The following is a 19,679-nucleotide window of genomic DNA, read 5'->3' on the forward strand; positions in this document are numbered from 1 at the left end:
CGATCTCAGCCCTCGGCTCGGCGCCACGGACCCGACTTGCCGCCCTCTTTGGCGATGAGCCGGATGTCGCGGATGGTCGTGCCCTTGTCGAGCGCCTTGACCATGTCGACGATGTTGAGCGCCGAGACCGACACCGCAGTGAACGCCTCCATCTCGACACCCGTCCGGTCAGCGGTGGAGACGGTGGCGACGATGCGCACGCCCTCGTCCTCGACGGACACCTCGACCACCGCTCCGTGGACGCCGATCACGTGCGCGAGCGGCAGCAGCTCGGGCGTGCGCTTGGCCGCCGCGATGCCGGCGATCCGTGCCAGCGCCAGCGCGTCGCCCTTGGGCACCGTGCCGTCGCGCAGCGCCGCCACCACATGCGGGGCGCACGCCACGAAGCCGGAGACGGTGGCGCTGCGCACCGTCGGCTGCTTGTGCGTGACGTCGACCATGCGGACCTCGCCGCGCGCGTCGAGGTGGGTGAACGATGCCGACGCGGCACCGTCGGGCGGGGTGGGGACAGTCATACGGTGAACCTCCTGAAGGCGACGATATCGCCCGCCTCGACAGCATCGGCATCGGCCCTCACGCGCGCGAGCCCGTCGGCGACCGCGAGGCGCGCCACCAGATGCGAGCCCGACCCGCCCGACGTCGCCGGCCTCACTCCGCCCGCGTCGAGGACCACCGGCATCACCTGCTCGCGACCGGGCGGGCAGCGCCACGCCTCGAGCGCGCGCATCGGCTCCCACGCGGGCTCGGACGCCCCGAGCATGGCCCTGACCGCGGGCGCGACGAACACCTCGACGCACACCGCGACCGCGACCGGGTTGCCCGGCAGGCACACCACGGGCACTCCCCCGATGCGCCCGAGCCCCTGCGGCTTCCCGGGCTGGATCGCGACCGTGAGGAACGAGACCCCCGCCGATGCGAGGCCCTCCTTCACAGGATCGTGATCGCCGACGCTCGCGCCGCCGGTGGTGATCACCAGGTCCGCGTCGGCGCCCGAGACCGCCGCGAGCACGTCCGTACCCGAATCGCCCACGGTGCCCAGGTCGACGGGCTCGGCGCCCAGCGAGGCGAGCGCCGCCGCCAGGTACGTCGCGTTCGACTCGAAGATCTGGCCGGGCCCCAGCGCCCCGCCCGGGGCGACCAGCTCATCGCCGGTCACCAGGAAGGCCACACGCGGCCGTCGCGTCACCAGCACCTGCGCGACGCCGCACGATGCGGCCGCCGCCAGGTGCCGCGGGCGCAGCTCGACCCCGGCGGGCACCACGAGCGACCCGGGCTCCGCGTCCTCGCCTTGGCGACGGATGTGCGCGCCGAGCGCCGGGGGCGCGTCCACCAGCACGGACGTCGCGGTGGCCGCGACGCGCTCCTGCGGGATGACGGCATCGGCACCCGCGGGCACCGGGGCGCCCGTCATGATCCGTACCGCCGTCCCGGGCCCGACCGTGCCCGGGTACGGATGCCCCGCAGCCGACTCCCCCACCACCTCGAGCCCCACCGGTGCGGACTCGGAGGCGGAGGCGACGTCCACCGCACGGACCGCATATCCGTCCATCGCGGAGTTGTCGAAGGGCGGGATCGCGCCGGCCGCGACCACATGGTCCGCGAGCATGCGCCCGAGCGCACCGGCCAACGGCACCGCCTCGAAGCCCGGCTCGCGCACCAGCGCCAGCACCTGCGCGAGGTGCTCCGCCGCGCTACGCATGCGCCCCGCCCCGCGAGGACGCACCGACCGGCAGCGACCGCCATGCGCCGTCGCGCGCGTCCACCACCTGGAGCGTCCCGCTCAGGCCTCTGCCCGTCCCCGTGAGCGCCACGATCGCCTGCGACGCCATCGCCGCGCCGACCTGCCCGCACAGCGGCCCCAGCACTCCCCCCGCGTCGCACAACCCGAAGTCGGGCGCGGGCTCCGTGGGGAAGATGTCGCGCAGCGTCGCGCCGCCGGCGAACACCGTGACCTGCCCGAACCAGCCCTGCACGGCACCCCACACCAGCGGGACCCTGAGCCCTGCGCACGCATCTGCGACAGCGAGCCGGGACGGCCACGTGTCGGTGCAGTCGAGCACCAGATCATGGCCGGCAAGAACGGACGGCGCGGTGGCCGCGTCGAGCCGGGCATCGATCCCGGTCACGTCCACCGCCGGAGCCACCCGCGCGAGCGCCTCGGAGGCCGCCGCGACCTTGGGCCGGCCCACGTCCCCCGGCCCGAACAGCACCTGCCGATGCAGGTTGGTCACCGAGACCCGGTCCGAGTCGATCAGCGTGAGCGAGCCGACACCGGCGGCCGCGAGGTACAGCGCGGCCGGGCACCCGAGCCCTCCCGCACCGACCACGGCGACGCGCGCCGCCGCGAGCGCGTCCTGCCCTGCGGCCCCGAAGCCCGGCAGGGCGCGTTGCCGCACGTACGCGTCAGCTTCCACCCGCGTCACGGTACCGGTCGAGCACGATCTCCACGAGGCGAGGGTGGGGCGCGAGCGGCGCCGTGACGTAGTCGGCGCCGGCCTCCGTCAGCCGCTTCTGGAAGAACCCCGGTGCAAGGAGGAACGATGCGACCGCCACCACGCCGTCCTCGCCGTACTCGCGCGCCTCGGTCACCGCATCGGCCACCGTGGGATGGATCCCCGCCGCATAGCCGATGCGCACAGGACCGCCCCACCGGGCGCGGAGCATCTCCGCGGCCGTGGCCGTGTCCGCCTCGCTGCGCGGGTCGGAGGAGCCTGCGGCTGCCAGCACGAGCGTCGCCGTCTCCGGGACGCCCGCCTCATGGATGCGCTCGAGCACGATGTCGATGAGCCGGGCGTCGGGTCCCAGCGCGGTCGCCGAGACCACGTCGTCGCGACCCCCGACCGCCTCCGCGATGTCGTGATAGACGTGGTAGCCGCCGGCCAGCAGCAGCGGGACCACGACCGCGGAGGTGTCCGCCCCCGGCGACACCCCGGCGACCACGTCCTTGCAGTAGGGCCCATGGACATCGACGTAGGCGTCGCGGACGTCATGCCCGGGGAGCGCCGCGCGGACGTCCTCGACCACGCGCAGGATGGTCGCCTGCCCGTCAGGGTCCTTGGTGCCGTGCGCGCACGCGATGAGCACGCTCATGCGGCGCTCACCGCCAACGCGTAACCCCGCTTCACCACAGTTCTCACCAGCATGGGTGCCCCCGAGTTCTCCCTCAGCCTGTTGATCGCCGCCTCGACCGCGTGCGGACCCGCCTGAGGCCCCGGGAGGACCGCGGCGAGCTGCTCACGCGTGAGCACGTTCCCCTTGGCGTGCGCGAGCGCACGCAGGATCTCCAGCCCCGTCGGCGTGAGCGGCAGCACCCGTCCGCCGAGCACGGCGGAGGTGGCGCGCATCACCAGCGGGCCGTCGGGGGTCGGCACTCCCACCGCCGACTCCGTGAAGTCCTGCACCAGCAGCCGCACCAAGGCGCCCAGACGCCACCGGTCCGGGTGATGCACCGCGAGCCCTGCCGCCTCGAGGGGGCCTGCCGTGACCGGTCCGACCGCGGCGATCATCAGCTCGCCGCAGGCCGCACGCTCCGAGATCGCGTCGAGCGCTCCGCGGGACCGCGCCGTCGCGAGCCACGACTCCGCGCCAGGGGCGGACGTGAACAGCACCGCGTCGACGCCGCCCGCGGCGGCCTGGTCGATCCATTCCTCGTGCAGCGCGGGGTTGAGCGGGGCGCCCCAGCCGTAGACCAGCAGGCTCTGGACCTGGGCACCGGCATCGGCGAACGCCTGGTCCAGGCCGTCCGAGCCGTTGCCGTGGTGCTGGACGGCGACGCGCAGCCCGGACACGCCCTCCGCGAGCAGGTAGTCGCGCAGCTCGACCGCGGTCTCGGACTCGGCCACCCAGTCCGCCTCGAAGCCCGCCTGCTGGATGGCTCCGCGAGCCTTGGGCCCGCGGGCGATGAAGCGCGCGTCCTTGATCGCGTCGAAGAGGTCGTCGACCAGCCCGGCCGCATCCGCGGCCTCGATCCAGCCGCGGAAGCCGATGCCCGTGGTCGCGACCACGATGTCCGGCGGCGACGCGATGAGCGCGCGCGTGTCCGCGATCAGGCGCGCGTCATCGAGATGCGGGATGGTGCTGAGCGCGGGCGCATGCCGCACGATCGCCCCGCGGCGCTCGAGCGCCGACGCGAGCTCGCGCTTGCGGCGGTCCGCGGTGATGACCATCACGCATCCCGACAGCGGCTCTCCCACCATCGACATGCGGCCTCCCCGTCACTCGCGTCGCTGCGGCGTCGCGGCGACCTGCGAGGCCAGGAGATCCGGCCTCGCCACGTTTCCGATGACGATAACGGCGGGAGGTTTCACCCCTGTTTCACCCGCGATAAGAACGATGTCCGCAAGGGTCCCGTACGTGACGCGCTCCTCCGCGGTGGTCCCCGACTCGACGATCGCGACCGGCGTGGACGGGTCCGCACCCCCGGACAGACCAGCGGCGACGATGTCGGGAAGGGCCGCGACGCCCATGAGCACCACCACGGTGGTCCCATGCGTCATCGCCGCGACCGAGGTCGCATCCGCGCCCGCGTGCCCCGATGTCACCAGCACCGCGGTGGACAGCCCGCGCTGCGTCACGGGGATCCCCACGCGGCCCGGCACCGACAGCGCCGACGTCACGCCGGGGACCACCTCGACGGGGACGCCGGCCTCGAGGCATGCGTGCACCTCCTCGCCGCCGCGCCCCAGCACGAACGGGTCGCCGCCCTTGAGGCGCACCACCGTGCGGCCCGCCTGGGCATGCGAGACCAGGATCCGGTTGATCTCGTCCTGCGGGACGGGATGCCGGTCCGGGGACTTGCCCACGTTGACCACCTCGACGTCGTACGGCACCGTCACCAGCAGCTCGGTGGTGCCCAGCCGATCGGTGACCACCACATCGGCCTCCGCGAGCGCCTGGCGTCCGCGGACCGTGATGAGCCCGGGGTCACCCGGTCCGGCGCCGACCAGGATGACCCGTCCGGCCGCGGAGCGTCGCCGCCGCAGGTCCACCTCGCCGGCGTCGATCTGAGCGGCGATGGCGTCGCGGACGGCGCGGATGCGCCGCGGGTCCGGCTTGTCGGTGGAGATCACGCCCACGGCGAGCTCGCCGTGGCGCGACACCGCCGCTTGGCGCGCCGTCCCGCGCGCAGCGTCCGAGGCGTCGATGCAGAAGACGCGCCGACGCTCGGCCCACGCCGCGACCGCGTCGTTGACCGCGGGCACGTCGGTGGCGGCGAGGACGAACCACGCGCCTTCGACGTCGCCCTCCTCGACCGCGCGCGCATGCCACACGAGGTCGCCGTGCTGCGCATGCCGGGCGATGTCGTCGGACGCCTCCGGGGCGACCACGAGCACCTCGGCGCCTTCGGCGAGGAAGCGCTTCACCCGCCGCGATGCCACATGCCCGCCGCCTGCGACGAGCACGCGCCGGCCCTTGAGGTCGATGCCGAAGAGAGCCGTCACTCGCGGCCTGCCAGGTCGATGATCACCTGGCCATTGTCGACGGTAACCGCGTAGACCTCCAAGTTCGGCTGCAGCCCCGGCTTCGGCTCCTTGTCCATGGTGACCAGGCATGTCCCGTCGAGGAGCGAGAAGACCTGCTTGTAGATCGGGGACGCGATGGTCGGCACGTCCCCGCGCGAGCCGGTGATGCCGCGCGACATCACGGAGGCGCCCGAGAACGGGTCGAGGTTCTGCACCGCGTGGACGCTTCCGTCCCCGAGCCGGAAGATCGCGACCTGGACGTCGCCGAGCAGCGCGGCGACGCCGAGCTCGGGGGTGAGCCTCGCGTACTCGCACACCACGGTGCGGGTGGACGATGCGGTGGCGGGGATGGCGGTCATGACCGGACCTCCAGGGTCGAGGGGGCGATGAGGACCGCGCCGTCGGCACGCTCCGTGGCGGTCGCCGGGCGGCGCTGACCGCGCTGCTCGACATAGGCGAGGGTCGGGTCGGGCTGGTCGGGGGCGTTGACGAAGCTGGTGAACTGCTGGAGGCGCACCGGGTCGTTGAGCACGGCCTTCCACTCGTCCTCGTAGCAGTCGATGTGACGCGCCATGTGCGCGTCGAGCTCCTCGCCCAGGCCCAGCGAGTCCTCGACCACGATCTCGCGGATGCGGTCGAGGCCGCCCTCGTGCTCCTGCTGCCACGGGGCCGTGCGCTGAAGCCGGTCCGCGGTGCGGATGTAGTACATGAGGTAGCGGTCGATCACGCGGAACACCTCGTCGTCGGGGACGTCCTCCACCAGGAGCTGCGCGTGGACCGGGGTGAAGCCGCCGTTGCCGCCCACGTAGACGTTCCAGCCCTTGTCCGTGGCGATCACGCCGACGTCCTTGCCGCGCGCCTCGGCGCACTCGCGCGCGCAGCCCGAGACGCCCAGCTTGAGCTTGTGCGGGCTCCGCAGCCCGCGGTAGCGCAGCTCGAGCGCGATCGCCATCCCGACCGAGTCCTGCACGCCGTAGCGGCACCACGTCGATCCCACGCAGGACTTCACGGTGCGCAGCGACTTGCCGTACGCGTGGCCCGACTCCATCCCGGCGTCCACGAGCCGCTTCCAGATCGCGGGCAGCTGCTCGAGGCGGGCGCCGAACATGTCGATCCGCTGGCCGCCCGTGATCTTGGTGTACAGCCCGAAGTCCTGCGCGATCTGCCCGATGAGGATGAGGTGCTCGGGCAGGATCTCACCGCCCGGCACGCGCGGCACCACCGAGTAGGTGCCGTCCTTCTGCATGTTCGCCATGACGCGGTCGTTGGTGTCCTGGAGCGCCGCGCGGTCGCCCGCGAGCACGTGCTCGTTGTACAGGCTCGCGAGGATCGACCCGACGGTGGGCTTGCAGATGTCGCAGCCCCGGCCGGTCCCGAAGCGCTCGATGACCTCGGAGAACGTGGTGACCTCGGCCACCTTGATCGCGTTGAACAGCTGCGCGCGGGACAGCGCGAAGTGCTCGCACAGCGCGTTCGACACCTCGATGCCGGCCTTCTCGAGCTCGGTCGACATGATCTTCTTCACCAGCGGGAGGCACGACCCGCACGAGGTGCCCGCCTTGGTGCACGCCTTCACCGCGCCGAGGTCGTGGCAGTCGTGGTCGTTGACGGCGCCGCGGATCGAGCCTGCCGACACGTTGTTGCACGAGCACACGCCCGCATCGTCCGGCAGCTCGATCTCGCCCTTCTCGACGGAGCCCTCGGGGAGGATCCACGCGGCGGGGTCGCCCGGCAGGGCGGCGCCGACCATGGGGCGCAGCGAGGCGTAGGCGCTGGCGTCGCCCACCAGGACGCCGCCCAGCAGCGTGGTCGCGTCGTCCGTGAGGACCAGCTTCTTGTAGACGCCGTTGACGGGGTCCGCGTAGACCATCTCGAGCGCGCCGGGGGTGGTCGCGAAGGCGTCGCCGAAGGACGCGACGTCGACACCGAGAAGCTTGAGCTTGGTCGCCATGTCGGCCCCGGGGAACGTGGACCCGCCTCCGAGCAGACGGTCGACCGCGATCTCCGCCATGGTGTTGCCCGGGGCGATGAGGCCCAGGCACGATCCCTGGATGCACGCGACCTCGCCGATCGCGCTCACGGCGGGGTCCGCCGTGAGGCACGCGTCGTCGACCACCACGCCGCCGCGGGCGCCGAGCTCGAGCCCTGCTGCCGCCGCGAGCTCGTCGCGGGGCCGGACACCGGTCGCGAAGACCACCACGTCGACCAGCTGCTCGCCGCCGTCGCCGAACACCAGGCTGCCGACGTGCCCGTCCTTGCCCGCGCGGATCTCCTTGGTGGCGGTGTTGCAGCGCACCGTGACGCCCATCCGCTCGATGAGCCGCTTGAGCGCCTCGCCGCCGCCCTCGTCGACCTGGAGGTTCATGAGCCGGTCGCCGAACTGGACGACGGTGCTGACCGCGCCCAGGCTCTGCAGCGCGCCCGCCGCCTCGAGCCCGAGCAGCCCGCCGCCGATCACCGCGCCCCGCACCGGCCGGCCGAGCGCGGCGCGGCGCTCCTCGACCCAGCCGCGCAGGGCTGCGACATCGTCGACCGTCCGGTACATGAAGACCCCGGGGAGGTCCGCACCCGGCGTGGGCGGCGCCCACGCGTACGAGCCCGTCGCGAGCACCAGGTGGTCGTAGGCGACCTCGCGGCCGCCGTCCACGGTGACGATGCGACGCTCGCGGTCCACCGCGGTCGCACGGGTGTCGCGGTGCAGGATGACCAGCGGGTCCTGCCACAACGCAGGGTCGCCCAGCTGCAGCTCCTCGGGCGCCCTGCCGGAGAAGTAGCTCGTGAGCGCCACGCGGTCGTACGGCGCACGCGGCTCCTCGGCGAGCACCTCGACGCTGAAGCGTCCCTCGGTGTCGCGCTCGCGCAGCGCCTCGGTGAACCGGTGGGCGACCATGCCGCCGCCCACCACGACGATGTGCTCGGTGGTCATCATGCCTCCCCTGCGCCGGTCAGGACCGGCGCCTTGTCCTCGCTCGCGGCGTGCGCCTCGAGCAGCTCCTTCACCTGCGGCTTGCAGTCGCCGCATCCGGTCGACGCGCGGGTCGCGCGCGACACGTCCTCCGGGGACGCGCAGCCGTCCGCGATCGCGGCGCAGATGCGTCCTTTCGAGACCCCGTTGCACTGGCAGACGGTGTCGTCGTCGTCCATGTCCGCGACGGAGCGGCGCGTGGCCGCGGCGCCCGGGATCGGACGGACGATGAGGTGGGCGGGGTCCGCCGGCACCGGCAGCATCCGCGTGTAGAGCGCCTGGAGCTCGGTCGCCGTCGTCTTGTCGCCCACGACGGTCGCGCCCACCAGCAGCCCATGCGAGACCACGACCTCGACGAAGCGTCCCACCGCGGGATCCGAGATACGGACCGCGCGCAGCTCGCGTTCGCCGTGCTCGAACTTGCCGGACAGGCCCATCGTCACCACCTCGAGCCCCGTCGCCTTGACGCGGACCACGTTGGTCGTGTCGGCGTCCTCGGTGCGGGGGCGCGCGGTGCGCGCGCCTGCCCACAGGTCGACGAGGCGCGTGGACTGGTCCCAGCCCTGCGCCACGAGCCCGCTGCCGCCTTCCGGCGGCTGCGCGCAGTCGCCGATCGCGCACACGTGCGGGTCCTCGGGCGACGCGAGGTCCTCGCCGACCAGCACGCCCCGCTCGCACGGGAGGCCCGCGCGCCGCGCGAGCGTGGTCTCCGGGATGGTCCCCGCGCACATCACGAGCATGTCGGTCAGCACCTCGGCGCCGGTGCCGAGCACCACGCCGGAGACGCGGCCGCGCCGCTCGAGCACCCGGGTCACCGAGGTGGTGGTGATCACGGTGATGCCGAGCCGCCCGAGCGATCCCGCCGCCACCGCGGAGGCGGCGCTGCCCAGCTGACGCTCCATGAGCCGCTCGGCGTGATGCACGAGCGTGACGGCGATGCCGCGCGCCGCGAGCCCGGTCGCGACCTCGAGCCCGAGGACGCCGGCCCCCAGGACCACCGCGCGGCGGGCCTTGGGGAGGGCGTCGAGGATCCCCTGCGCGTCGTCGAGGTCCTTGAGGACGCTCACGCCGGCGACCAGGCCGTCCGGCGTCGCGACGTGCTGGATCTGCGGGATGCGCGCCGCGGAGCCGGTCGCGAGGACCAGCTTGTCGTAGCGGTGGAGCGAGCCGTCGGACGCGGTCACGATGCGTCGCTCCCGGTCGATCGCGGCGGCCGCGACACCCTGCAGGACGTCGATCCGCTCGTGCGCGGGAGCGTCGAGGGCGATGCCGTCGGCCGCCGCCTTCCCGGCGACGACGCTCGACAGGAGCACGCGGTTGTACGGGGCATGCGGCTCACGGCCGAGCACCGTGACATGCGCGTCGGGGATGCGGGAGGCGGCGTCCTGCGCGAAGCGCGAGCCCACCATCCCGTGACCGATGACGACGATCCTCATCGCGTCGCTCCTTCCAGCTCCGGGGCGGGGCGCAGCTGGTGCGCCGCGCGGATCTCGACGGCCGTGACCTTGAACTCCGGCATCGACGACGTCGGATCGGTCGCGTCGTTGGTGAGGCGGTTCGCGCTGCCGGCGCCGGCCCAGTGGAACGGCATGAAGACCGTGTCCGTGCGGATGTCGGTGGTGAGGTGCACCCGCGCCATCGCCTCGCCGCGGGCGCTCGCGAGGAACGCGACCGCGCCTTCGGTCAGGCCGTAACGCTCGGCGAGCAGCGGATGCATCTCGACGAACGGCTCCGGCTGGGCCTGCACCAGCTCCCTGACGCGGCGGGTCTGCGCGCCGGACTGGTAGTGCTGCAGCACGCGCCCGGTCACCAGGTACGTGGTCGCGTCGGGCCGCACGTCGTCGTCCGGACCCCGATGCGCGACCGCGATCATGCGCGCCCGGCCGGACGGCGTGGGGAATGCCTCGAGGAAGGGCCGCGGCGTGCCCGGGTGCGGCTCCTCTCCTGCGGACGATGCGGGGCAGGGCCAGAACAGCTCCTCGCCGGCATCGAGGCGGGCGTAGGTGATGCCGCTGTAGTCGGCCTTGCCGCCGGCGGAGGCACGCGCCATCTCGTCGAACATCGTCTCGGCGTCCTCGCTGAACAGCGCGTCGCAACCGAGCCTCGCCGCGAGCTCGCGGAGGATCCACAGCTCGCTGCGGGCCTCGCCCGGCGCTGCCACGGCGGCCCTGCGTCGGATGATGCGGCCCTCGAGGTTGGTCATGGTGCCGTCCTCCTCCGCCCACTGCGTGACGGGCAGGATGACGTCGGCGAGCAGCGCGGTCTCCGACGGCACCAGGTCGCAGACGACCAGCAGGTCGAGCGCCCGCAGCCGCTGCTCCACGGCCGTCGCGTTCGGCGCGCTCACCACCACGTTGCTGCCGTGCACCAGGAGCGCGCGCGGGCCGCCCGGCGTGCCCAGCGACGACAGCAGCTGGACCGCGGGGACGCCGGGACCGGGGATCACCGCGGGGTCGACGCCCCACACCGACGCGACGTGCGCGCGTGCGGCGGGATCGCTGATCATGCGGTAGCCGGGCAGCTGGTCGGACTTCTGACCGTGCTCGCGACCGCCCTGGCCGTTGCCCTGGCCCGTCACGGGCCCGTAGCCCGAGCCCTCCCGCCCGATGAGCCCGAGCGCGAGCGCGAGGTTGATCGCGGCGTTGACGCAGTCCGTGCCCTGCGCCATCTGCTCGACCCCGCGGCCGGTGAGGATGTACGCGCCCCGGCCACCGCGCGAGGGGGATGCGGCCGCCAGGAGGCGGGCGACCTCGCGGAGCGTGTCCGCGGGGATGCCGGTGACGGCCTCGGCGCGCTCGGGCCACCACGACGCCACGGAGCGACGGACCTCGTCGAGGCCCTCCACCCGCGACGCGAGATAGCGGGCATCCTGGAGCCCCTCCGCGAGCACGATGTGCAGCAGCGACAGCAGCACCACCATGTCGGATCCGGGGACCGGGGCGAGGTGGATGCCTGCCCCGTCCGCCGTCAGCTTGGCGGTCACGGTCTCGCGGGGGTCGACCACGACGAGCCCGCCGCGGGAGCGCACGCCCGCGAGGTGCTGGACGAACGGCGGCATGGTGACGCCCATGTTCGACCCGAGGATCAGGACCGCATCGGCGCCGCCCAGGTCCGCGAGCGGGAACGCGAGCCCGCGGTCCATCCCGAGCGCCCGGTTCGAGGCCGCCGCCGCGGAGGACATGCAGAAGCGGCCGTTGTAGTCGATGAGCCGGGTCCGCAGCGCGAGCCGCGCGAACTTGCCGAGCGCGTACGCCTTCTCGTTGGTGAGGCCTCCCCCGCCGAACACCGCCACCGCATCGTCCCCCGACTCCGCCTGGAGCGCCGCGACACGGTCCGCGACCAGGTCGAGGGCCTCGTCCCAGGAGGCCTCGCGGAACCCGCCACCGGCGATGCGCAGCATCGGGGTGGTGATCCGGTCGGAGGCCCGCAGGACCTCGGCGGACGTCCAGCCCTTCTGGCACAGGCCGCCCCGGTTGGTGGGGAACTCGCGGCCGGCGACCGCGAGCGGCAGGCGCTCTCCCGGGGTCGAGGTGAGGGTCTGCGCGCACTGGAGGGCGCAGTAGGGGCAGTGGGTGGCCACGGCGGCGGCGTGGGGTGCCGCCGCCGCCGTGGCCGGCTGGGGGGCCGTCATGTCAGACGTTCCTCATCGCGGCGCCCTTGCGCAGGTAGAACACCCACGTGAGGGCCGCCATCACCAGGAACACCACCACGTAGACCTGCAGGGCGGGGACGATGGTGCCCGTCTGCTCCTTGGCGATCTTGTAGATGAACGGGATCGCGAATCCTCCGAAGGCGCCGACCGCGGAGATGATCCCCACGGCGCCCGCCGCCTGACGCTTGAAGTCGAGGCGGCTCTGGTCCGTGTCCTCGCCCTTGGACTTCTGGAGGCGCCCGAAGATGGACGGGATCATGCGGTAGGTCGAGCCGTTGCCGATGCCGGTGGCCGCGAACAGCACCATGAAGCTCACGAAGAACAGCGCGAGCGAGTGGTGCTGCACCCCGATCACGGCGGTGACGCCCGCGATCGCCATCACCACGAACGCGCCGACGGTGATGATCGCGCCGCCGACCCGGTCCGCGAGCCTGCCGCCGTACGGGCGGGACAGCGAGCCGATGAGGGCGCCGAGGAAGCCCCAGCTGAGCGCGATGTCCGCGCGCTCGAACACCACCGTCAGCAGCGTGGGGAACGCCGCCGAGTAGCCGATGAACGAGCCGAAGGTACCGATGTAGAGGAACGCCATCAGCCACGTGTGGCCGTGCTGGAGCGAGGCCGCGGTCGGCTTGGGGTCGGCCTTCGCCTCGCGGAGGTTGTCCATGAAGAGGAACGCGAGGATGGCGGCGGCGACCGAGAGCGGCACGTAGACGAGGCCCGCAGCGGAGAGCCCGAGCGCGCCGATGCCGATGACGAGCGGCACGAGCTTCTGCGCGACCGCGACGCCGATATTGCCGCCCGCGGCGTTGAGCCCGAGCGCCCACCCCTTCTCCTTGTCCGGGTAGAAGAACGAGATGTTGGACATCGAGGAGGCGAAGTTGCCGCCGCCGAAGCCGGCGGTGGCGGCGATCGCGACGAGCACGCCGAACGAGGTGTCCGGGTACTGGACCACCCAGGCGAGGCCGAGCGTCGGGATGAGGAGCAGCAGCGCCGAGATGACGGTCCAGTTGCGGCCGCCGAAGATCGGCACCGCGAAGGTGTACGGGATGCGCAGGAACGCGCCGACGCCCGAGGCGACCGCGAGGAGCGTGAAGCCCTGGCTCGCGGTGAGCGCCCAGCCGTTCGCGCCGGCGGTCACCAGCGCGCCCGAGTCGTCGAACGTGCCGTACATCCGGACGACGACGATCGACCACAGCAGCCACACCGAGAACCCGATGTGCTCGGCGACGATGGAGAACACGAGGTTGCGGAACGCGATGGCCTTGCCGCGGGCCTCCCAGAACAGGTCGTTCTCGGGCTCCCAGCGCTCGATCCATCGGCCCTTGCCGATGACGCCGGGCTCGACGGCCTCGACAGCGGTCTTGTCGGAGATGGTCATGGCCCCTCCCTGGGGACTGAGGTCCGACCGGGGCGGGCGCCCCGTTGGGGAATCGGACCCTTCAGACGCTAGGGAGGGAAGGTTTCACCCGGACGCGCGCCGTGTGAAACCTGGGGGAACTCTTCCTCACACGGCTGCCGGGAGCACGGTGAGGTCGCTCACAGCCCCGGATCGACGCTGCAAGCACCGCGGTCTACCAGGGACGATGCCGCTCCATGCTCCTCACGGCGCGGCCATCCGCGCCGTGAGGAGCCGGAAACGACGAAACATGGGGCGGGCCCGGCGGCTCCGCCATCGGGGCTCAGGCTCGCGCCGCGACCTCGCCATCGGCCCAGTGCGCCACCGTCGAGACGATGTGGCGGACGTCGTGCGCGGTGTGCGCGGCGGACACGAACCAGGCCTCGTAGGCGCTCGGCGGGAGCGCGACGCCCTCGCGGCGCAGCGCGTGGAACAGGCGCGCGAACGCCTCGGTGTCCTGGCGCGAGACCTCCTCGAACGTGGTCGGCGCCTCCTCGAGGCCCAGGAAGATCGAGAACAGCGTCCCTGCGCGACCCACCGCATGGGTGACGCCCCGCTCGGTCAGCGCCTTCGAGACGCCGTCCACCAGCGATGCGGCCACGTCGGCGACGCGCGCGTGGACCTCGTCGGTGAGCAGGCGCATCGTCGCGAGGCCCGCGGCCACCGCGACGGGGTTCCCCGACAGCGTGCCCGCCTGGTACACGGGGCCGAGCGGAGCGAGCTGCTCCATGAGGTCGCGCCGTCCGCCGAGCGCCGCCACGGGCAGCCCGCCGCCGATGACCTTGCCGAACGTCACGAGATCGGGGCTCCACGCCTCGAGTCCCTGCGCGACGTCGTGGTCGCGCTCGACGCCCCAGTAGCCGGCGGGTCCCGCGCGGAAGCCCGTGAGCACCTCGTCGAGGATCATCACGGCGCCCTCGTTGCGGCACAGCGAGGCGATGAGCCGGTTGAAGCCCGCGGGCGGCGCGATCACGCCCATGTTCGCGGGAGCGGCCTCGGTGATCACGGCGGCGATCTCGGCGCCGTGCTCGGCGAACGCGTCGGTGAGCGCCGCCTCGTCGCCGTACGGCAGCACGATGGTGTCCTGCGCGGCACCGGGCGTGACGCCGGCGGAGTCCGGGACGCCCGCCGTCGCGAGCCCCGAGCCCGCGGCGACGAGGAGGGCGTCCGAGTGGCCGTGGTAGCAGCCCGCGAACTTGATGAACTTCTGGCGTCCGGTCGCGGCGCGCGCGAGGCGGATCGCGGTCATCGTCGCCTCGGTGCCGGTGGAGACGAGCCGCACGCGCTCGGCGGGCGCGTACCGGTCGCGGATGATCTCCGCGAGCTCGACCTCGGCCTCGGTGGTCGCCCCGAAGCTGAGCCCCTTGGCAGCGGCGGCCTGGACGGCCGCGACCACCTCGGGCCTCGCGTGGCCCAGGATCGCGGGGCCCCACGACGCAACCAGGTCGATCATCTCGCGGCCGTCCGCGTCGACGATGCGGCTGCCGTGGGCCTCCGCGATCGGCACGGGCTCTCCCCCGACGCCGTTCCAGGCGCGCACGGGCGAGTTGACGCCCCCGGGCAGGATCGCGCGGGCGCGCTCCGAGTACTGCGACACTTAGTTCTCCTTGAGCCAGGCGGCGAGCTCGAGCGCCGCGTAGGTGACGATGATGTCCGCGCCGGCACGGCGCATCGAGGTGAGGGCCTCGAGATGCGAGGCACGGCGGTCCAGCCAGCCGTTCGCGGCCGCCGCCTCGATCTGGGCGTACTCGCCCGAGACGTGGTACGCGGCGACGGGCACGCGCGACTGCGCGGCGACCTCGGCCACCACGTCGAGGTACGGCAGGGCCGGCTTCACCATGACGATGTCGGCGCCCTCGAGCTCGTCGAGCTCGGCCTCGTGGAGGCCCTGCCTGCCGTTCGCCGGGTCGATCTGGTAGGTCCGGCGGTCGCCCTGGAGCTGGCTGTCGACGGCCTCGCGGAACGGGCCGTAGAAGGCCGAGGCGTACTTGCCGGCGTAGGCGAGCAGCGAGACGTCGGTGAGGCCCTCCGCCTCGAGCGCATCGCGCACCACGGCCACCTGGTGGTCCATCATGCCGCTGAGGCCCAGCACGTGGGCGCCGGCCCGTGCCTGGGCGAGCCCCATCTCGGCGTAGATCGCGAGCGTCGCGTCGTTGTCGACCCTGCCGTCCGAGGACAGCACGCCGCAGTGGCCGTGATCCGTGAACTCGTCGAGGCACAGGTCCGCCATGATGACCAGCCTGTCCCCCGCCGCGTCCGCCGCGGCGCGGATGGCGCGGTTGAGGATCCCGTCCGGCGAGACGGCGCCCGAGCCCTCGGCGTCGCGCACCGACGGGATCGCGAACAGCATGAGGCCGCCGATCCCGGCCTCGACCGCGGACTCGACCAGCGCGGGCACCGCGGCGAGCGGGTGCTGCGAGATGCCCGGGAGCGACGTGATGGGGCGCGCCTCCGTGAGGTCCTCGTGGATGAAGACGGGCCACACAAGCTCCGCGGCATGCGGGCGCACCTCGCGGACCAGGCGGCGCATCGCCGGGGTGGTGCGCAGGCGTCGGGGGCGGTAGGAGGTCATGCAGTTCTCCCTCAGGCGTCGGTCGTGTCGGCAGCGGCGAGCGCCGCGTCGAGCGCGGCCCTGATTCCAGCGTAGGTGGGCGTCTGGGCCACGGCGTCCACCGTGAGTCCCGCCGCACGCGCCCCCGCCTCCGTGGTGCGCCCGATCGCGATGATCAGCGTCCCGGGCGCGATCTCGGGGCAGGCCGCCGAGAACCGCTCCGCCACGGATCCCGAGGTCAGCAGCACCGCGTCGATCGCTCCGGCCGCGACGGCGGCGACCGTCGCATCGTCCGGCCCGGGGCCGTCGACGGTCCGGTACGCCTCGACCGTCTCGACGCTCCATCCCTTGCGCTCGAGGCCTCGCCGGAGCACCGGCGAGGCGAGGTTGCCCAGCGGCGCGAGGACCCGCCCCGGGCCGTCCGGCATCTCGGCGACGATGCCGCGCGCATCGTGGCGCCCGGTCGGCACCAGGTCGATCGCGAGCCCGACGGACGCGCACACGCCGCGTGTGGCCTCGCCCACCGTGGCGACGCGCGCGCCGGGCTGCGGCTCGCCGAGCGAGCGGCCGTGCGAGCGTGCGATGCGGTCCATCGCGAGCACCGCGTTGCGGCTCGTCACCGCCATCCAGTCGTAGCGGCCGTCGAGCCACGCGAGGGTCGCGGTCTCGAGCGCTCTCTGGTCCTCGGGACCACCGATCGCGATGAACGCGACCGAGGTCACCCTCGCGCCCTCGGCGGCGAGCTCGTCCGCGAAGGCGGTCCGCTCGGCGGTCACCGGCACCAGCAGGCGCCGCCCGGCGAGGGTCATGCGCGGCCCATGAGGCGCTCGGCGCCGCGGCCCAGGAGCGAGAAGCCGCTCGAGCGGCCGATCGACGCCGCCTCGGCCACCACGCCCATGTTGCGCTCGTTGAGCGCGAGCGTGCCGTCGGTCGAGATCACGCGCGTGTGGAGGGTGAGGCGCCCGCGCCGCACCGTCGCATGCGCCGCGACCGGGGCGGCGCATCCCGCATCGAGCACGCGGAGCGCCTCGCGCTCCGCGGTCACGCACGCCCGCGTCTCGGCGTGGTCGAGCGTCGCGAGGAGGCTGCGGAGCTCCTCGGGCGCGTCCTCCCGGATCTCGACCGCGAGCGCGCCCTGCCCGGGAGCCGGGACCATGTCTGTGACCGCGAGCGGAGCGGTCGCGTCGTCGGAGCGGCCCAGGCGGTTGAGGCCCGCGGCCGCGAGGAGGACGCCGTCGAGATCGTCGCCGATGTGGCCGAGCCGGGTGTCGACGTTCCCGCGCAGCGGGCGGATGTCGAGGTCGGGGCGCATCGCCAGCAGCTGCGACCCACGCCGCGGCGAGCCGGTCCCGATCGCCGCGCCCGCGGGCAGCTCCTCGAGCGTGCGCCCGTCGGTGCACAGCACGTCCCGGGGGTCCTCGCGCTCGGGGATCGCGACCACCTCGAGGCCGGAGTAGGGCTGGGTCGGGACGTCCTTGAGCGAGTGGACGATGAAGTCGCACTCCCCGGCGAGCAGCGCCTCGCGAAGCGCCGTGACGAACACCCCCGTCTGGGACAGCCCCACCAGCGAGCCTCGGTCCACGTCGCCCTTGGTGGTCACCTTCACCAGCTCGACGGTCGCCTCGGAGCCCGCGGCCGCGGCCGCCGCGACCACCGCGTCGGCGAACTGCCCGGACTGTGCCGTCGCGAGCGCGGATCCACGGGTGCCCAGGCGGAGATTCATGCCACCCAGGGTAACGAAGCGGTGACGGGACCCCGAACCCTCAGCGGCGGTAGCCCGGCCCGACGAACACGAGCACGATCGCGACGAGCGAGAGCGCCAAGGCGATCCACGCGGGGGCGACATAGCCCCAGCCCGCGCCGATCACGACCGCACCCAGGCCCGTGCCCACGACCGTGGCCGCGTTGAGCGCCGCGTGCGAGATCGCCGCTCCGAGCGAGGGCGACGTGTGGGTCGCATCCATGAGGTGCGCCTGCGCCGCCTGCGAGAAGGTCTGGATGAACAGCCCGAGCAGCACGAGTGCGACGATCACGGGCCAGCCGAGCTCTCCCACGAGCCCCAGCACCAGCAGCGTCGCCGCGACCCCGATGATGCCCACGCGCGAGGTGAGCAGCACCGAGCGGTCGGTGAGCCGGCCGCCCACGTAGGCGCCGGCCGTCATGCCGAGCCCGAACAGCGCGAGCACCACCGTGACCGTGCGCGGCGCGAAGCCGTTGGTGTCCTCGAGCAGCGGCACCATGTACGACTGCACGGCGCCGAGGCCCGCGAACCCGACCGTGACCGTGAGGATCGCGGTCCACAGGATGCGCCCGCGCAGCGCCGCGAGCTCGGTGCGGAAGCCCGCGCCCTGCGTGCCTGGCACGGACGGCACGAACGCCCACATGAGCGCGAGGCCTGTCAGCCCGACGGCCGCCACCACCCAGAACGCGACGCGCCAGCCGGCCTGGACCGAGATCCACTGCATCGCGGGGATGCCGACCACGGCCGCGGCCGTGAGCCCGTACATGATGGTCGCGATGACCTTGCCGCGCTTCTCCACGCCGAGCGCGAGCACCCCGACGTAGGAGGCGCTGCCCAGCAGCGCTCCATGCGGGAGGCCGGCGAGCAGGCGCGCCGCGAACAGCGTCTCCACCGTCGGCGCGAGCGCCGTGAGCGCGGACGTCACCACGAAGATCGCGGACATCGTGAGGAGCAGGTGCCGCCGGTTCCAGGCCGCGAGCCCCACCATGATGAGCGGGGCGCCGATCACCACGCCGAGCGCGTACGCGACGATGGTCCAGCCGATCATGTCGACCGTGGTGCCCAGGTCGCTCACCTGGTCCTGGATGACACCGGCCGCGCCTCCCTGCGAGAGGCTGATCCCGAAGCCGGCGATCACGAAGCCGGCGAGGACGAGCGCGGGATGCGCGGCATGGGCGGAGCGCGGCAGGAGCCAGCGCGGTGCACCGGCCTCGGAGGCCGGGGGCAGAGCGGTCATCAGGAGCCTTGCGTGACGAGCCACACCGCCGAGGCGGTGGAGGGCGGGACGACGATGCGGGCCGCCTCGTCGGTCTCCACGAGGATCCCGCCGGACGGATCGGGGCCATGCACCCGGATCGAGGCGTCCACGGTCAATCCTAGGGACGCGAGGTCCCTGAGGACGGCCGGGTCGGCGTCGGACAGGCGTGCGACCGTCCAGGCACCCGGGACGGCATCCGTCAGGTTGGTCCCGTCCAGCGTGACGATTCGGCCGGTCGCGGACGGGATGGGGTCGCCATGGGGGTCGCGCGTGGGGTGGCCCAGCAGCGAGTCGATCGCGTCGATCATCCGTGAGGAGCACGCGTGCTCGAGCACCTCGGCCTCGTCATGCACCTCGTCCCAGCCGTAGCCCAGCTGGGTCACCAGGAACGTCTCGATCAACCGGTGACGGCGCACCATGTCGAGCGCGCGCCGCTCCCCCTCCGCGGTCAACGTGATCGCGCCGTAGGGCTCGTGGTCGAGCAGGCCCGCCGCGACGAGCTTGCGGACGTTCTCGGACACCGTGGGAGCGGACACCCCGAGGCGCTCCGCGAGCGCCTTGGTGGTGACCGGCGCGTCGGACCACTCGGTCGCGCTCCACACGATCTTGACGTAGTCCTGCGCCGTCGCGGTCAGCGGTGCCTCGGCCATCGCG

At 73.3% G+C, this 19,679-nt stretch carries 17 protein-coding genes; all 17 read right to left on the reverse strand.

Annotation, left to right across the window (positions count from 1 at the left end):
• Window positions 1-5: 5 nt before the first annotated feature.
• Window positions 6-515 carry a cyclic pyranopterin monophosphate synthase MoaC gene (gene moaC, locus AOM00_RS07990; protein ID WP_062517299.1) on the reverse strand — a complete coding sequence of 170 codons (510 nt, stop codon included), beginning with the start codon at window positions 513-515 and terminating at the stop codon, window positions 6-8.
• Window positions 512-1,699, reverse strand: a complete 1,188-nt coding sequence (locus AOM00_RS07995; protein ID WP_082096815.1) for a molybdopterin molybdotransferase MoeA — start codon at window positions 1,697-1,699, stop codon at window positions 512-514. Before AOM00_RS07995 ends, moaC begins: the two co-directional genes overlap by 4 nt.
• Window positions 1,692-2,414 carry a HesA/MoeB/ThiF family protein gene (locus tag AOM00_RS08000; protein ID WP_169746826.1) on the reverse strand — a complete coding sequence of 241 codons (723 nt, stop codon included), beginning with the start codon at window positions 2,412-2,414 and terminating at the stop codon, window positions 1,692-1,694. Before AOM00_RS08000 ends, AOM00_RS07995 begins: the two co-directional genes overlap by 8 nt.
• On the reverse strand, window positions 2,404-3,090 hold the full coding sequence (locus AOM00_RS08005; protein ID WP_062517302.1) for a sirohydrochlorin chelatase: 687 nt from the start codon (window positions 3,088-3,090) through the stop codon (window positions 2,404-2,406). The genes AOM00_RS08000 and AOM00_RS08005 overlap by 11 nt, the downstream gene beginning before the upstream one ends.
• On the reverse strand, window positions 3,087-4,202 hold the full coding sequence (locus AOM00_RS08010) for a uroporphyrinogen-III synthase (protein WP_369345427.1): 1,116 nt from the start codon (window positions 4,200-4,202) through the stop codon (window positions 3,087-3,089). The genes AOM00_RS08005 and AOM00_RS08010 overlap by 4 nt, the downstream gene beginning before the upstream one ends.
• A 12-nt stretch (window positions 4,203-4,214) precedes the next feature.
• Window positions 4,215-5,441, reverse strand: a complete 1,227-nt coding sequence (cobA, locus tag AOM00_RS08015; protein ID WP_062517303.1) for a uroporphyrinogen-III C-methyltransferase — start codon at window positions 5,439-5,441, stop codon at window positions 4,215-4,217.
• Window positions 5,438-5,821: a nitrite reductase small subunit NirD gene (gene nirD, locus AOM00_RS08020; RefSeq protein WP_062517304.1), complete on the reverse strand. Its 384-nt coding sequence runs from the start codon at window positions 5,819-5,821 to the stop codon at window positions 5,438-5,440. The genes cobA and nirD overlap by 4 nt, the downstream gene beginning before the upstream one ends.
• Complete coding sequence (gene nirB, locus AOM00_RS08025; protein WP_062517305.1) at window positions 5,818-8,388, reverse strand: nitrite reductase large subunit NirB; 2,571 nt, start codon at window positions 8,386-8,388, stop codon at window positions 5,818-5,820. Before nirB ends, nirD begins: the two co-directional genes overlap by 4 nt.
• Window positions 8,388-9,863 carry an FAD-dependent oxidoreductase gene (locus tag AOM00_RS08030; protein WP_062517306.1) on the reverse strand — a complete coding sequence of 492 codons (1,476 nt, stop codon included), beginning with the start codon at window positions 9,861-9,863 and terminating at the stop codon, window positions 8,388-8,390. Before AOM00_RS08030 ends, nirB begins: the two co-directional genes overlap by 1 nt.
• Complete coding sequence (locus AOM00_RS08035) at window positions 9,860-12,058, reverse strand: molybdopterin oxidoreductase family protein (protein ID WP_062517307.1); 2,199 nt, start codon at window positions 12,056-12,058, stop codon at window positions 9,860-9,862. The genes AOM00_RS08030 and AOM00_RS08035 overlap by 4 nt, the downstream gene beginning before the upstream one ends.
• A 1-nt stretch (window position 12,059) precedes the next feature.
• Entirely contained in the window at window positions 12,060-13,457 is a 1,398-nt protein-coding gene (locus AOM00_RS08040; RefSeq protein ID WP_062517308.1) for an MFS transporter, read from the reverse strand.
• A gap of 301 nt (window positions 13,458-13,758) precedes the next feature.
• Window positions 13,759-15,072: a glutamate-1-semialdehyde 2,1-aminomutase gene (gene hemL / locus AOM00_RS08045; RefSeq protein WP_062517309.1), complete on the reverse strand. Its 1,314-nt coding sequence runs from the start codon at window positions 15,070-15,072 to the stop codon at window positions 13,759-13,761.
• Entirely contained in the window at window positions 15,073-16,047 is a 975-nt protein-coding gene (gene hemB / locus AOM00_RS08050) for a porphobilinogen synthase (RefSeq protein ID WP_062517310.1), read from the reverse strand.
• Window positions 16,048-16,058: 11 nt separating this feature from the next.
• Window positions 16,059-16,835, reverse strand: coding sequence for a uroporphyrinogen-III synthase (locus AOM00_RS08055; protein WP_062517311.1), 777 nt, complete (start codon window positions 16,833-16,835; stop codon window positions 16,059-16,061).
• Window positions 16,832-17,749 (reverse strand): hydroxymethylbilane synthase, encoded by a 918-nt coding sequence (hemC, locus tag AOM00_RS08060; protein WP_062517312.1) that lies wholly within the window; start codon window positions 17,747-17,749, stop codon window positions 16,832-16,834. The genes AOM00_RS08055 and hemC overlap by 4 nt, the downstream gene beginning before the upstream one ends.
• 40 nt (window positions 17,750-17,789) lie before the next feature.
• The gene (locus AOM00_RS08065; RefSeq protein WP_062517313.1) at window positions 17,790-19,004 is read right to left on the reverse strand and encodes an MFS transporter; all 1,215 of its coding nucleotides are present in this window, start codon (window positions 19,002-19,004) and stop codon (window positions 17,790-17,792) included.
• Window positions 19,004-19,675: a metal-dependent transcriptional regulator gene (locus AOM00_RS08070; protein ID WP_062517314.1), complete on the reverse strand. Its 672-nt coding sequence runs from the start codon at window positions 19,673-19,675 to the stop codon at window positions 19,004-19,006. Before AOM00_RS08070 ends, AOM00_RS08065 begins: the two co-directional genes overlap by 1 nt.
• Window positions 19,676-19,679 lie beyond the last annotated feature (4 nt).

The sequence above is a fragment of the Demequina gelatinilytica genome, from assembly GCF_000971115.1.
In the GTDB taxonomy this organism is placed as follows: Bacteria; Actinomycetota; Actinomycetes; order Actinomycetales; family Demequinaceae; genus Demequina; species Demequina gelatinilytica.